This is a genomic window from Pseudomonas sp., assembly GCF_046581935.1.
Taxonomy (GTDB): Bacteria; Pseudomonadota; Gammaproteobacteria; order Pseudomonadales; family Pseudomonadaceae; genus Aquipseudomonas.
This window is the reverse complement of sequence record NZ_JAYGFK010000024.1, coordinates 51,124-64,540: the sequence shown is the minus strand read 5'-3', so window position 1 is coordinate 64,540 and position 13,417 is coordinate 51,124. Positions and strand designations below refer to the sequence as shown.

Here is a 13,417-nt window from a genome sequence, read left to right as displayed (position 1 = left end):
GCGCTCTGATGCTTTATCCAGTCGGGCTCAAGGCTTCTCGCCTTTGTGGCGGCGCAGGCTAAGGTCTGCCAGGCAGGTGGGTAGGTCGCTGAGCTGATCGATCACTGAATGCACACCCAGTCGATAAAGGCTCAGCGTTGCCTTGCTGCGCAATTGATCGCGCTCGCTCATCGGTAGGGCCTGCCAGTCTGCCGGGGCTTGGCCGCAAAGCGGGCCACAGATGGCCAGGCCAATGGTCCAAATGCCAGCATTTAGCGCAGCTTGTAACAGGCGTGGCTCGCCGCTGACCAACACGCAGCCGGCAAGTTGATTAACTTGCAACGCCATAAGGCTAAGCCAAATGGCATCGGGTGCAGGCCATGGTCGATGGCTGTGGCCGGGCATGCCGTGCAGCCAGTCTGGCAGAGCGCTTGCCAAACAGGTGCTGGCGTCGCGCGGTAATTCATCCAGCCAGGCGCAGGGCACGCCTTGACCCTTCAGGCTCTCAAGCAGTGGCAGAGCTGCCGGGGTGGCTTCGGCATGTTGCTCTGCCAGAGCGCAGAGTGCTTGCTGGTATGCCTGCCATTCTTCGGGGTGTGGTTCACGACCAAGGCTCTGCGTCAGGCCGCTATAGTCATTTGCTGTTGGGTAGAGGTGTTGCAGGGTGAGCGGTACGGTACGTGCGCCGAAATCCACCAAGCAACCGGACAAACTGAACAATATGGCGTCGAACATGGGGGCGGGCGGCAGCATGGGGCTTCCTTGGCGATGGCCTCGTCCAAGGTAGTGGTTGTTTATTACGTGATAATGAAGGTTATGTTTCAGTGGGTCGTCAGTGCACTGTGAGTGGCAAGACAAGAGTTTGCAGGTATTTGTTCCTCCACTATGCTGCCTATTTTGGCCGCCACAGCTTTATACTGCGCCACCTGATGTAGTAGCCGATAGGCAGCCTGAACATTTTCAAGGAGCGACAGTAATGCGTGTGACCGGTGCGAGTTGGATTGAACGATTGGGTCTGCTGGTTGCTTGTACCGGTGTGTTATTGCTGCCTGTATTGGCCCAAGCTGCTGAGGATGATCCTTGGCAGGGCTACAACCGCTTTATGTTCAAGGTCAACGACAACGTCGATACCTACACCCTCAAACCGCTGGCTAAGGGCTATCAGGCCGTGACGCCGCAATTTGTGGAAGATGGCATCAGCAATGTCTTTAGTAACATCGGCGACGTGAGTAACCTGGCTAACAACCTGTTGCAGGGCAAGTTGCATGATTCCGGTGTGGATACCAGCCGTCTGATCTTCAACACCACCTTCGGCCTGCTCGGCTTCTTTGATGTGGCAACTAAGATGGGCTTGCAGCGCAGTGATGAGGATTTTGGCCAGACCTTGGGGGCTTGGGGGTTGGGTAGCGGTCCATACGTGGTGTTGCCGCTGCTGGGGCCAAGCACTGTGCGCGATACCTTCGGCCGAGTGCCTGACAGTTTGATGACGGCTCCGATGTATATTGATCATGTGCCGACACGTAACGTGGTGATCGCTGTGGAGGCCGTAAGCCTGCGGGCCAACTTGCTTAAGGCTGAGCGCCTGGTTAGCGGCGACAAGTACATTTTTGTGCGCAATGCTTACCTGCAAAGTCGCGAATTCAAAGTGCGTGATGGTGAAGTTGAAGACGACTTCTAATCGTTTGTAGCCAGATAGCAAAAAGGCGGCCTGTATTGGCCGCCTTTTTGCTATCTGGCGTGATCACGTCATGGATATGATCGCTAACCCGAGCGCCTGCCGGCCATCGTCCAGGGTGGTGACGCGTACCACTTCGGCCTGAGCATCAAGCCCACGCAGCTCGTTATGGTCTGACGCGATATGAATGCGCACTTTGTCGCCCATCTCGACTGTGCTTTCTGCTTCTAGTTGCATGCCTGTACTGGATAGGTCGAGGCACAGAGCGGGAATTTCCTTGCCGCCATGGTGCAAAGTGACCGGCGCTTCTAGTCGCATGCGGATGTAATCGCGTTTCTCACTGTAAGCACGATCATTTTGGCTCATGGGCACTTTCCTCTTGTGATGGGGGTTGTCCTGCAACTCTTATAACCTTGGCTGATTTGAGGTGTAAAGGTATGTTGCGACGACTGGCGCACGCTTGAATCACATTGCGGATGGGAGTACCGTCTGCGCCTTGATGCAAGCCGAGTTCGCGCGTGCAGGCCAGGGGCCTGACGCATAAGCCAACCCACACCCGGCGCAGTTTGCCTGGATATCCCATGCACAAAACCAGTGCCACGCTGCTGATAATCGACGACGACGACGTAGTGCGCGCAAGCCTTGCCGCCTACCTGGAAGACAGTGGTTTTCATGTGCTGCAAGCCGCCAATGGGCTGCAGGGGCTGGAAGTCTTCTTGGCAGAGTCGCCGGATCTGGTGATCTGTGATTTGCGCATGCCGCAAGTCGATGGTCTTGAGTTGATTCGTCGCATCAATGCCCTGCAAGTGGAAACCCCAGTGATTGTGGTTTCTGGCGCTGGGGTGATGAACGATGCCGTCGAGGCTCTGCGCCTTGGCGCCGCTGACTATCTGATTAAACCCCTGGCTGATCTTGCTGTGCTTGAGCATTCGGTGCGTCGCGCGCTGGATCGTGCCAACCTGCGTTTAGAAAACCAGCGCTACCGTGACCAGCTGGAAACCGCCAACCGCGAGCTGCAAGCCAGCCTGCATCTGCTGCAGGAAGACCAGAACGCCGGGCGCCAGGTGCAGATGAATATGTTGCCAGCGACCCCGTGGCAGACTGATGGCCTCAACTTTGCTCACGAGATTATCCCCTCGTTGTATCTGTCAGGGGATTTTGTCGACTATTTCCGCGTTGATGACAGCCGCATTGCCTTTTATCTCGCGGATGTTTCGGGGCACGGTGCGTCTTCAGCATTTATCACGGTGCTGTTGAAGTTTATGACCACGCGGTTGCTGTACGAATCGCGCCGCGTGGGTAGCCTGCCAAACTTCAAACCGTCTGAAGTACTCGGCCACATTAACCGCGGCCTGATTAACTGCAAGCTGGGTAAGCATGTGACCATGCTTGGTGGCGTGATTGATCTGGACAGCAACCGTCTGACCTACAGCATCGGCGGCCATCTACCGTTGCCTGTGTTGTATAGCGACGGTCAGGCTCGCTATCTGGAAGGCCGTGGCTTGCCGGTTGGCTTGTTTGTCGAGGCTGAATACAACGACCTGGAACTTGAGTTGCCTGAGACCTTCAGTCTGACGTTGCTCTCTGATGGCATCCTTGATCTGTTGCCGGGCGACACCTTGAAAGACAAGGAAACCTTTCTGCCACAGTTGGTGAGTTCAGCAGGCGGCACGCTAGATGGTTTGCATAAGGCTTTTGGTCTGGCCAATCTGGGCGATATGCCGGATGATATCGCCTTGCTGGTGTTAAGCAGGAACCTTGCATGAACCCTGGGATAGGCCCCGGTAGAATCCAGTTCGCCGAACAAGATGGTACGTTCATCCTGAAATTCGTCGGTGAAGTACGTCTGACGCTGTGTTCAGCTCTGGATTCGACCATCGAGAAAATCTTCACGGCGCTGAATTTTTCAGCCATCGTGATTGATCTCACTGAGACACGCAGTATCGATAGCACGACGCTTGGTCTGCTGGCCAAACTGTCGATTCTGTCGCGGCAGAAAATCGGCCTGCTGCCGACGGTGGTGACCACTCACGCGGACATCACCCGTTTGTTGCAGTCGATGGGTTTTGATCAGGTGTTCAACATCGTTGATACGCCGCTGCCATGCCCTACGTGTTTGGATGATTTGCCATCGCAGGATCAATCCGAAGAGCTGGTCAGGGCCAAGGTGCTCGAGGCACACCGGATTCTGATGGGCTTGAATGAGTCCAACCGCGAAGCCTTTCACGACTTGGTCAACGCCCTTGAGCATCACTGATATACAGGGTTAAGCAAACGGGGCGCTCATTGAGCGCCCCGTTTGCATTCAGGCCTGAGCCGTTAGCAGCTTCTCCAGCTTTTCCTGATCGCGGGCAAACTGGCGGATGCCTTCAGCCAGTTTTTCTGTCGCCATGGCATCTTCATTCATACCCCAGCGAAATTGGCTCTCATCCAGTATCTGTTTAGCTTCGGCCGTTTGGCCAGGGGCTAGCAAGCGTGGCATTGGCTCTTGGGCGTCGGCCAACTGCTGGAGCAGTTCAGGGCTGATGGTCAGGCGGTCGCAGCCAGCCAATTGCTCGATCTGGCCGATGTTGCGAAAGCTCGCGCCCATCACCACGGTTTGGTAAGCGTTGGCTTTGTAGTAGTTGTAGATGCGCGTGACCGACTGTACGCCGGGGTCTTCTGCACCAGCAAAGTCACGGCCCTCGGCCTTCTTGTACCAGTCATAGATACGCCCAACGAAGGGCGAAATCAGAAATGCGCCAGCGTCCGCACAAGCCTGTGCCTGGGCGAAAGCGAACAGTAGGGTCAGGTTGCACTGGATGCCGGCTTTCTCAAGCTGCTCGGCGGCGCGGATTCCTTCCCAGGTCGAGGCAATCTTGATCAGCACGCGTTCGCGACCAATACCGGCCTCTTCATAGAGACCAATTAGGCGTTTGGCGCGGTCCAGGGTGGCCTGGGTGTCGAATGACAGGCGTGCATCCACTTCAGTGGAGATTCGCCCAGGGATGATTTTGAGGATTTCGCTACCCACAGAGACGCCAAAATGATCGCAGGCCAGACCTAAGTCACCCTTGCTGGCTTTAATAGCGTTTTGTAGCAGTGCGCTGTAGCCGGGCATGGCCGCCGCTTTCAGCAGCAGGGAAGGGTTGGTCGTGGCGTCGACTGGTTTTAGTCGGGCGATGGCGTTGAGGTCGCCGGTATCGGCGACCACGGTGGTGAACTGCTTGAGTTGATCCAGCTTAGAGGTCATGACACAGCCTTGTCGTTGCGGATGCACCGACATTAACCGAGTCAGCGGCCTTGCAGCAATTGCGCCGCTTGATCGAAGAGCGCCAGCGGTGCATCGGTTTTGTGAATGTCCACGGAAAGCAACTGGCGAAAGCGCCGCGCACCATTGAAGCCTTGTCCCAAACCGAGCATATGCCGAGTGATGTGGTGCATGCTGCCGCCTTCGGCGAGGTGCGCGGCGATATAGTCGCGCATGCTTTGCATGGCCTCGAACCGACTCAAGACCGCGCGGCTGGAACCGAACAGCTGTTGGTCAACCTGAGCCAGCAGGTAAGGGTTGTGGTAAGCCTCGCGCCCGAGCATCACGCCATCGAAGGTCTGCAGGTGCTGCTGGCAGTCTTCCAGGGTTTTGATGCCGCCGTTGAGGATTATCTCCAGGTCAGGAAAATCCTGTTTGAGCTGCGCCGCGACCTCATAACGCAGCGGCGGCACCTCGCGGTTCTCTTTCGGTGACAGACCTTCAAGAATGGCGATGCGAGCATGTACGGTAAAGCTACGGCAGCCTGCATCGCGTACCGTGCCGACGAAATCACACAGCTCGGCATAGCTGTCACGGCCATTGATGCCGATGCGGTGCTTGACGGTCACGGGTATCGCAACAGTGTCCTGCATGGCTTTCACACAGTCGGCGACCACTTGCGGATGACCCATCAGGCAAGCGCCGATCATGTTGTTCTGCACGCGGTCGCTAGGGCAGCCGACGTTGAGGTTGACCTCGTTATAGCCAACCTCTTGCGCCAGCTTGGCGCAGGCCGCCAGATCCGCCGGCACGCTGCCACCCAACTGCAACGCCAGCGGGTATTCCGCCACGCTATGGCGCAGAAAACGTGGTGCATCGCCGTGCAATATCGCGCCGGTGGTAACCATCTCGGTATACAGCAGCGCATTCTGCGACAACTGCCGTAGAAAGAAGCGGCAGTGGCGATCTGTCCAGTCCATCATCGGTGCAACGGAGAAGCGGCGGGACAGCGTAGGTGCTTTGGTTGCTGGGCTTGAGTTCAATTCTAAGGGCATGTCGCACGCTTGATATTTGACCGTTTTTGCTCGTTTTCACTGGTTTTTGCGCTGTCAGTACTAAATTTAAGCACCGCGAAAGGGGCGTTTAGCACTGAGGGAAGCATGGGGGCAATAACGCAGCGACGAAACTAAAACGGAGAGACTAGGTACACCGCGCAGATCCGGCTGCGGCGGAGTGGGGAAATAGTCTATCAGGAAACCCAGTCATTCGACCTGAAGGCCATAGCCCAAGGCTGGTTGAAGCGTTGGGAGACTGAGCTAGCGGCATCTTGTGCGCTAGAGCGGGTAGCTCGCAAGGCGGTCACCCTCAAGGAGATCATTGAGCCAAAACAATCTACGAACTGTGTGTTGTTGGGCAGAGATGCGAGCGCCGCTCAGGCTCTCGCATCTGAGTAGGCATCAGTAGGTGATGCACACCGATTTGCTTTCGGTAAAACCTTCGATGGCTGCTTTGCCAAACTCGCGGCCAATGCCCGACTGCTTATAGCCGCCGAATGGCAGGTTGGGGTCAACTGGCACATGGTTGTTAACCCAGACCGTACCGGCTTCGATGCGCGGAATTAGGTCCATCACTTGGCCTAGATCATTGCTCCAGATACTCGCGGTAAGGCCGTAGCGGCTGTCGTTGAGCATGTCTACAGCGTGGTCGACGTCATTGAATGGCAGCACCGACAGTACCGGGCCAAATATCTCTTCCTGCACGCTGGTCATGCTTTGTGCCACGTTGGCGAGTACCGTTGGTTGCACGTAATAGCCTGGCAAATCTGGTTTGCCTCCTCCGGTGCAGAACTGCGCACCTTCTTCACGGGCGATGTGCAGATAGCGCAGTACGCTTTCTTGTTGCTTACGGGAAACCAATGCGTTGATTTGTGCTTCGGGGTCCATGCCCGCACCGATCTTCATTTGCCCTACCTGGGCGCTCAGTGCTTCGACAAAATCTGGGTAGCGGCTGCTGTGAACATATAGGCGTGAAGCAGCTGCGCAGACTTGTCCCTGGTTAAGCAGACCGCCGCCGATGGCACCCGCTACGGCTTTCTCGATATCGGCATCGGCCAATACCAGCATTGGGTTCTTACCGCCAAGCTCCAGAGTGAAGCGAGTCATGTTCTCTAGTGCGGCAACGCCCACTCGCTTACCCACTGGGGTAGAACCCGTGAATGACAGCTTATTGATCAAGGGGTGGGAAACCAGTGTCGCGCCGGCTTCTGAACCTTTGCCAACGAGCACGTTAAACACCCCACTGGGTACCCCGGCAATAATCGCCAGCTCAGCCAGGCGCAGGGCCGTGAGCGGGGTTTCGTCGGCAGGTTTAATAATGATTGCGCAACCGCAGGCGAGGGCTGGCATCACCTTCCATAGCGCGATCATCATGGGGAAGTTCCACGGCACGATACCTGCTACAACCCCAGCCGGCTCGCGCCGTGTGTAGGCGTTAAAGCGTGCGCCAGCGGGAACTGGGATCGATACATCAAGGGTTTGTCCTTCGATCTTGGTGGCCCAGCCGGCCATATAACGCATGTAGTTGATCGAGGCACCTACTTCTACGGCGCGCGCTAGGTGAATAGATTTACCTTGGTTAAGGCATTCCAGCTGCGCAAGCTCTTCACCATGCGCCTCTACCAGATCGGCGAAACGCAGCAGAATGCGTTCCCGTTCGCTTGGTGGTAGGCGGCTCCATACTCCGGACTTAAAGGCGCGGTGTGCCGACTGTACGATGGCGTCTACCTGCGCAGGGTCGGCCTGCAGGCTAAGGCTCAGGACACTGTCATCGGCAGGGTTGTAGAGCGAGTGCGAGGTGCCATGAGGTGCTAGGCGTTGTTCGCCATCAATGAAAGAACCATGAGTGCGGGCGAGAAAGTCTTGCACGCTGGCGAGCTGTTTGGTCATAAGAGTGGTCACGGCAGGCTCCTGAAATCGGTGAGCAGTAAGTCGGGCAGGGCACTAAGTGCGTTGGGCTAGCTTAGGGTTTGCCTGCTGCTTCGGCTTGACTCTGCCTGCCGAAAGCACTTGTTCCTGATTGCCTTGTTTCATACTGCGGCCAGTAATTCTGCTGGCTGAGCGAAGTTGCCAGGTTAGAGCTGGCAGCCTAAGTCAACTGGCTGGATTACCAAGGCCTAGGCCAATGCCCGTGATGTTCTAGTGATAAAGATATTTTTCATCACAGGTTCGTTGACACAAGGGGCATTGATCTGCACCGTTTCAGCCCTGCGCTTAAGTAAAAGTTTAAGCGTTGGCAGCGAAGTGCAAGAGGCAGGGCAGGGGCGAGCAAGCCGGATGTTGCTTCGGCGGGCACACTGGGCGCGTGTCTTTGGCTGGTTACCAAAATCACATGGCATGGTTTTTTAGAAAAGTTTATTGACCCGCTCGGCGCTTAGCCCTGCGGGTATTTTTTTGCCTGCTATTTGACCTGCCGAGAACCTGGCGAGCCAGGCCCCGGCGCGTTTGGCGTTCCGGCTAGAAGGGCACCGCTACGGTCAGTTGGCTGTATACATTGGTGCCGTTGCCACCGACTTGATTGCCGCCGTTATCGGCGTCTTTTTTCGGTTTGTACAGGCCAATAAGTGGGCTGATGATCAGGTGTTCGTTAACCGCCCACTCGGCATACAGATCCAGTTCGCGGGCATCGACGTTGAGTGTTGCGCGCTCGTGTAGGGTATTGAAGTCAAAGTACAGTGCGCCAACAGTCAGGTTTTCCAGCGGTGTTACTTTGAAGGCGACATGGTGCACGTCGTTATTGCTGTTGTACGGGCCGGAATAGTTGGCGGCTACCTCACCCTGGAACCAGGTGCCATAACCACGACTGAAACCGTTGAACATCGAGTCCCAACCCTCAGAGTAACGGCTATAGCGGTAGGTCAGGTTGGGTGACCAGGGCATGCCAGTGAAGGTGTAACCAGCTTCGGCATACCAGGCTTTTTCGGCCCCAGCGTCTTTGTCTTGCCAGGCGTATTCGAAGGCTAGGTTGACGTTTTCTATCCCCGCATTGCCTGCGCCACGTAGGCTGTAAATATCCATGCCTTCACGCTGTTTCTGGAAGTCACTGGCCCATTGGTCGGTGACGTCGATGCCGTGGATATAGGTCAGCCCCAGGGTGCCAGGTGCGGCGGTGTACTCCAGTGTACCGGCTGCCATCTCGGTTTCAGCTTGCGCGCGGTTGTCGGACTTCATCCACATTGCGCTGCCATGCCAGCCTTGGTCGCCGCCGATGCGCAGCACTGCAGTTCGGTCAAAGGCATGACGGGCGGCGAGATAGTACGCCCCGCCGCGATTCAGGTTGCCGTCAGCAACGCCATTACCGAAGTTCAAGCCATCATCGTTGATGATAAAGCCGTCGCCGATCTTGATGATCTGTCGGCCAAAGGAGACATCTAGGCCGTTTTCCCCAAGCAGCGGGAATAGATCGGCTGATCGCCAGCCTAGGTAGGCTTCGTCAAATTTAGTGGTGCGCTCGGAACCGTCGGTAAGACCCGCTGCGTCACCGTCGCCCCAGGTTCCGGAGCTGACCAGATTGAACGCGCCGTAGGCCGTGCCGGCTCCGCCAAGACCTTGATCGCCGCTTAGACCGTACTTGATAAAGCCCTCACGCCAACTCGAACCGCCGGCACTGCCATCGTAGTTTTTGCGACTATTGAACCAGCCATATACGGCCAGGAAATCGGCGTTCAGGTGGCTATCTTCATCGCTGTATAGCTCGTAAGCACTGGCAACCTGACTGGCGGCCAAGTTAGCCAGGCCGATGCCGATGGCTGCGGCCAGTGGTAACAAACGGGTTGGGTATCCCATGAATTGTTCTCCCCTTTAGTGTTGGTCGTCCGGCTTTCTAGAGATCCGGGTAGCTGTTTGCGCTGCCAGCTCTATTAGCAGCGTGGGCTATTAGTCATGCTGAGGTGCTGGCAAGTCTTGTTTGTGGCTGCCAGCCATTTGATTGCCGCAGACAGTTCGTCACCCTTTTAGAGGATGCGCGCTAGGCTGCATGGAGCAAGGGTTGTGAGGTTGCAGAGGGGGGATGTCAGGCAGCAACAAAAACAGCGGCAGGCATGGTCAAGACGCTCTTGGAGGGCGGGCGCAAAGTGTTTTGCAACTGCGCGACAGCTGATTCTCGTTGGCCGTCGCATGGGGGAGATAGTCCGTGGTGACGCTGATGGCCGGTCGGGGTGGCAGTAATTCAAATCGCCGTTATCCAGGTCTGCCAAAGCCACAATAAACACAAACATCTACTTTCGAGGTCCGCCTAGATGTTGAATAACGACAAGCTCGCAGAGCATTTGAATCGCGGCACAGTTGGTTTTCCTACTGCGCTCGCCAGTACTATCGGTTTGATTATGGCCAGCCCGGTCATTCTGACCGCTACCATGGGTTTTGGTATCGGTGGCAGTGCTTTTGCGGCCGCGATGGTAATTGCCTTAGTAATGATGTTGGCGCAATCCACCACTTTTGCTGAAGCCGCTTCGATACTGCCGACCTCTGGCTCGGTGTATGACTACATATCCTGTGGCATGGGGCGCTTTTTCGCGATCACCGGCACCATTGCTGCGTACCTGATTGTTCATGTGTTTGCCGGTACAGCAGAAACCATCCTTGCGGGGGTAATGGCGTTGGTGAACTTTGAGCACCTCAACACCTTGGCTGAGTCGGCCGGTGGTTCGTGGTTGTTGGGTGTTGGCTTTGTGATTGTCTTCGGCATTCTCAATGGTTTTGGTGTGAGCGTGTTCGGTAGGGCTGAGGTCATTCTTACCTTCGGTATGTGGACCACACTGATGGTCTTTGGTCTGCTGGGGCTGTTCTCTGCGCCTGCGGTGGAGTTGGATGGTTGGTTTGGAGAGTCGCTTATTGGCACGGATATGAGCACTGTCCTGTCGCTGGTGGGGATGGCCATGTTTATGTTTGTCGGCTGCGAATTTGTTACGCCGCTTGCCCCAGATCTGAAAAATTCGGCTAAGACTATGCCGCGCGCCATGATGCTTGGATTGTTCGGTGTAGCCTCGTGCATGTTCATTTACGGTGCCGCGATGAAACGCCAGGTCGCCAACGTGTTGCTTGATGAAGCTTCTGGTGTGCACCTGCTGGATACGCCAATGGCAATTCCACAATTTGCTCATCAGGTGATGGGGGATATTGGTCCGATTTGGCTCGGTATTGGTTTTCTCTTCGCGGGTGCCGCCACCATCAACACCTTGATGGCCGGTATTCCTCGGATCATGTATGGCATGGCCGTGGATGGGGCATTGCCAAAGTTTTTCGCCTATCTGCATCCACGTTTCAAAACGCCGCTGGTGTGCATTGCGGCGGCTATGATTGTGCCTTGCGCCCATGCCGCCTGGCTGGGAGGCAATACAGACCAAATCTTTAACTTAGTATTGGCAGCGGTATGTGCCTGGAGTACTGCGTACTTGCTAGTGACCATTTCCGTGGTTAGCTTGCGTCTACGTCGCCCGGACTTGCCACGTGCTTATCGCTCGCCGCTCTTTCCGTTGCCACAGATTGTTTCCAGCATCGGCATTCTGTTGGGTATGTGGTACATCACGCCACCGGGCATGAACCCTAGCGATATCTATATTCCATTCGGTGTCATGCTCGGGTTGACTGCGGCATATGCACTGTTTTGGACGCTGTTTGTGCAGAAGGTCAACCCGTTCCGTCCGGTGCCGGTTGAGGAAGTACTGGCAAAGGAGTTTCGCAATGAGCTTGGCGTCGCTAGCAATGAATTCTATGGTCATGCTTCGAAAACTGTCTGAGTTCTTCGGTAACCATCGGGCACCCTCGGGATATCGCCCTGGGGTGACGTTGGAGCATGTGCGGCGCAACCTTGGGGACATGCAGTTTGTGTCCCTGGAACCTAGCCGCGGGCAATTCGCCCTGACTGACGGCACTTTGTCGTTTGAGGTGCAGGAGCGCACGCAATCCGAACTGTTGATGCACTTGGTGCTGAGCGATTTTCAGCTCAAGGTTGCTTCGCAAGGCCAAGGTATGGCGTGTATTGATATTCGTCATACTGGCTTGCTGCAGCGGCAAGACATCCGCTGTCGAGCATCCAGTGGTGATGAGCAGACCCTTGCACCGCTGGTTGAGGTGTTGCAGCACGACACTGAGTTGCATGAAGCGCTGATGCCCCTGGATTTCAAACGACTGCAGATCAAGCGTGAGAAGGATCAGTGGCTGGTAACGCTAGAGCATATGGCGGCCAGTGAGGTGGTTAACCGCATGCCCAGCTTTCGTCGTTACATCCGTCTTAGCGACGAGCAGCGTAACGCGCTCGTCGCCTCGCTGATGGCGTTGCAACGCATCCTGCGTTGTTACTGATTTGGCACTAAGCCCCGGGGCAGAAGCCTCGGGGCTTTTTTATTGGCGCTAATAGCGCCGCCTTTATCGGTGTGGCATAGAACCTGCTTTTATTCACAGCAATCAATGCTGTTGCGCCAATATTGATAACATGTTAACTATTAGCCAACAAAAACAAGATAACTCTCCGGAGGTACGTATGCGTGCTCAAGAAGTGGCTCGTGGCGGTCTGGAAGACTGGCAGACTGCGCTTAAGGAAATTTGCGGTAGCTTCGAAACTCAGTTGGCAACCAGCCGTTCGCTGTTTATTGGAGAGATCTTTTCGCGTAGTTATTTCGGGCTCACAATGGCGCACTTGCGCACCAATGCAGGGCTTATTTCACGCTCCTCGATCAAGTCTGATCATGGGGATGATGAGCACTGCTTTTTGATCAGCCAACGCAGTGGTTTTTCTCGTGTCACGCAGGGCGGGGTGAGCATCGAAATGGCTCCCGGCGACCTGCTGTTGATGGACTCTGTGGGCGCTTGTGAAATCACTCCTTTTGGCCTAATTGATCACGTCTCCTTACACCTGCCGCGTTGTGCGGTGGAACTAGCGTTTAGGTCTAAGCAAAACAAGTTCGGAAGGATCTCTTCCAGTCGTGCCAGCGGCAAAATGTTGCACGTGCTGATGGATCAACTGTGTCGCGAACAGAGCGGTGTTGATCAGGGTGAAAGCGAGGCATTGATGAGCGCTTTTATCTCGTTGCTGGAGCCCGCACTGGCGCATGATCGGCCAGATATGGACTTGAGCGAGAAAATGCACGGTGCAAATTTGCGTAGCTATGTGCAGAAAATGATCGAAGACTCACTGGCCGAACCCAACCTCAACCCTACTGGTTTGGCCGGGCGCTTGAATATCTCGGTGCGCCATCTGTACCGCTTGTTCGAGGAGCAGGGGGATAGTGTTTGCCGCTATATCCAGCGTTCTCGGCTCGAGCGCAGTGCTGATGACCTGGCCAACCCTGGGCTAAAAAGCGAGTCGATCACCTCCATTGCCTACAAGTGGGGGTTCACTGATTCGGCACACTTCAGTCGCTCATTCAAAAAGCACTTTGAGCAGTCGCCTAAGGACTATCGTGCGCGCAGACAAGAGACAATGCGTGTGACGCATTGAGTGCAAACAACAAGCCCCGGATTAACCGGGGCTTGTTGTTT

At 55.6% G+C, this 13,417-nt stretch carries 12 protein-coding genes; 6 read left to right on the top strand and 6 right to left on the bottom strand.

Annotated features, from left to right (window positions below; all coding sequences use genetic code 11):
• Window positions 1–27: 27 nt before the first annotated feature.
• Window positions 28–732 carry an HAD family phosphatase gene (locus tag VCA57_RS20755; RefSeq protein WP_411187159.1) on the bottom strand — a complete coding sequence of 235 codons (705 nt, stop codon included), beginning with the start codon at window positions 730–732 and terminating at the stop codon, window positions 28–30.
• Window positions 733–955: 223 nt separating this feature from the next.
• On the opposite strand from VCA57_RS20755, the gene VCA57_RS20750 reads away from it, so the two are divergent.
• The gene (locus VCA57_RS20750) at window positions 956–1,657 is read left to right on the top strand and encodes a VacJ family lipoprotein (RefSeq protein ID WP_411187157.1); all 702 of its coding nucleotides are present in this window, start codon (window positions 956–958) and stop codon (window positions 1,655–1,657) included.
• Window positions 1,658–1,720: 63 nt separating this feature from the next.
• On the opposite strand, the gene VCA57_RS20745 is transcribed toward VCA57_RS20750, so the two are convergent.
• On the bottom strand, window positions 1,721–2,020 hold the full coding sequence (locus tag VCA57_RS20745) for a PilZ domain-containing protein (protein ID WP_411187155.1): 300 nt from the start codon (window positions 2,018–2,020) through the stop codon (window positions 1,721–1,723).
• 215 nt (window positions 2,021–2,235) lie between these two features.
• On the opposite strand from VCA57_RS20745, the gene rssB reads away from it, so the two are divergent.
• Together rssB and rssC are read left to right on the top strand one after the other, a co-directional pair.
• Window positions 2,236–3,420, top strand: coding sequence for a two-component system response regulator RssB (gene rssB / locus VCA57_RS20740; RefSeq protein WP_411187153.1), 1,185 nt, complete (start codon window positions 2,236–2,238; stop codon window positions 3,418–3,420).
• Between the two features lie 8 nt (window positions 3,421–3,428).
• Window positions 3,429–3,911, top strand: a complete 483-nt coding sequence (gene rssC / locus VCA57_RS20735) for an anti-sigma factor antagonist RssC (protein ID WP_411187207.1) — start codon at window positions 3,429–3,431, stop codon at window positions 3,909–3,911.
• Window positions 3,912–3,959: 48 nt separating this feature from the next.
• Here the strand turns inward: rssC and tal are convergent, their stop codons facing one another.
• From tal to VCA57_RS20715, 4 genes are all read right to left on the bottom strand, one after another.
• Window positions 3,960–4,886 carry a transaldolase gene (gene tal, locus VCA57_RS20730; protein ID WP_411187151.1) on the bottom strand — a complete coding sequence of 309 codons (927 nt, stop codon included), beginning with the start codon at window positions 4,884–4,886 and terminating at the stop codon, window positions 3,960–3,962.
• 41 nt (window positions 4,887–4,927) lie between these two features.
• On the bottom strand, window positions 4,928–5,938 hold the full coding sequence (gene dusA / locus VCA57_RS20725; protein ID WP_411187149.1) for a tRNA dihydrouridine(20/20a) synthase DusA: 1,011 nt from the start codon (window positions 5,936–5,938) through the stop codon (window positions 4,928–4,930).
• A 402-nt stretch (window positions 5,939–6,340) separates the two neighbouring features.
• Entirely contained in the window at window positions 6,341–7,828 is a 1,488-nt protein-coding gene (locus tag VCA57_RS20720) for an aldehyde dehydrogenase family protein (protein WP_411187205.1), read from the bottom strand.
• Between the two features lie 567 nt (window positions 7,829–8,395).
• Window positions 8,396–9,724 (bottom strand): hypothetical protein, encoded by a 1,329-nt coding sequence (locus VCA57_RS20715; RefSeq protein ID WP_411187147.1) that lies wholly within the window; start codon window positions 9,722–9,724, stop codon window positions 8,396–8,398.
• A gap of 452 nt (window positions 9,725–10,176) precedes the next feature.
• On the opposite strand from VCA57_RS20715, the gene VCA57_RS20710 reads away from it, so the two are divergent.
• The 3 genes from VCA57_RS20710 (at window position 10,177) to feaR (ending at window position 13,376) form a co-directional block, all read left to right on the top strand.
• Window positions 10,177–11,676: an APC family permease gene (locus VCA57_RS20710; RefSeq protein ID WP_411187145.1), complete on the top strand. Its 1,500-nt coding sequence runs from the start codon at window positions 10,177–10,179 to the stop codon at window positions 11,674–11,676.
• On the top strand, window positions 11,657–12,241 hold the full coding sequence (locus tag VCA57_RS20705) for a DUF3156 family protein (RefSeq protein WP_411187143.1): 585 nt from the start codon (window positions 11,657–11,659) through the stop codon (window positions 12,239–12,241). Before VCA57_RS20710 ends, VCA57_RS20705 begins: the two co-directional genes overlap by 20 nt.
• Window positions 12,242–12,419: 178 nt before the next feature.
• Window positions 12,420–13,376, top strand: coding sequence for a transcriptional regulator FeaR (gene feaR, locus VCA57_RS20700; protein WP_411187203.1), 957 nt, complete (start codon window positions 12,420–12,422; stop codon window positions 13,374–13,376).
• Window positions 13,377–13,417 lie beyond the last annotated feature (41 nt).

Excerpts from the sequence above, each read along its gene's own strand:
- VCA57_RS20755 (WP_411187159.1), bottom strand. The coding sequence starts at position 732 with ATGCTGCCGCCCGCCCCCATGTTCGACGCCATATTGTTCAGTTTGTCC.
- VCA57_RS20750 (WP_411187157.1), top strand. The coding sequence starts at position 956 with ATGCGTGTGACCGGTGCGAGTTGGATTGAACGATTGGGTCTGCTGGTT.
- VCA57_RS20745 (WP_411187155.1), bottom strand. The coding sequence starts at position 2,020 with ATGAGCCAAAATGATCGTGCTTACAGTGAGAAACGCGATTACATCCGC.
- rssB (WP_411187153.1), top strand. The coding sequence starts at position 2,236 with ATGCACAAAACCAGTGCCACGCTGCTGATAATCGACGACGACGACGTA.
- tal (WP_411187151.1), bottom strand. The coding sequence starts at position 4,886 with ATGACCTCTAAGCTGGATCAACTCAAGCAGTTCACCACCGTGGTCGCC.
- dusA (WP_411187149.1), bottom strand. The coding sequence starts at position 5,938 with ATGCCCTTAGAATTGAACTCAAGCCCAGCAACCAAAGCACCTACGCTG.
- VCA57_RS20720 (WP_411187205.1), bottom strand. The coding sequence starts at position 7,828 with ATGACCAAACAGCTCGCCAGCGTGCAAGACTTTCTCGCCCGCACTCAT.
- VCA57_RS20715 (WP_411187147.1), bottom strand. The coding sequence starts at position 9,724 with ATGGGATACCCAACCCGTTTGTTACCACTGGCCGCAGCCATCGGCATC.
- VCA57_RS20710 (WP_411187145.1), top strand. The coding sequence starts at position 10,177 with ATGTTGAATAACGACAAGCTCGCAGAGCATTTGAATCGCGGCACAGTT.
- VCA57_RS20705 (WP_411187143.1), top strand. The coding sequence starts at position 11,657 with ATGCTTCGAAAACTGTCTGAGTTCTTCGGTAACCATCGGGCACCCTCG.
- feaR (WP_411187203.1), top strand. The coding sequence starts at position 12,420 with ATGCGTGCTCAAGAAGTGGCTCGTGGCGGTCTGGAAGACTGGCAGACT.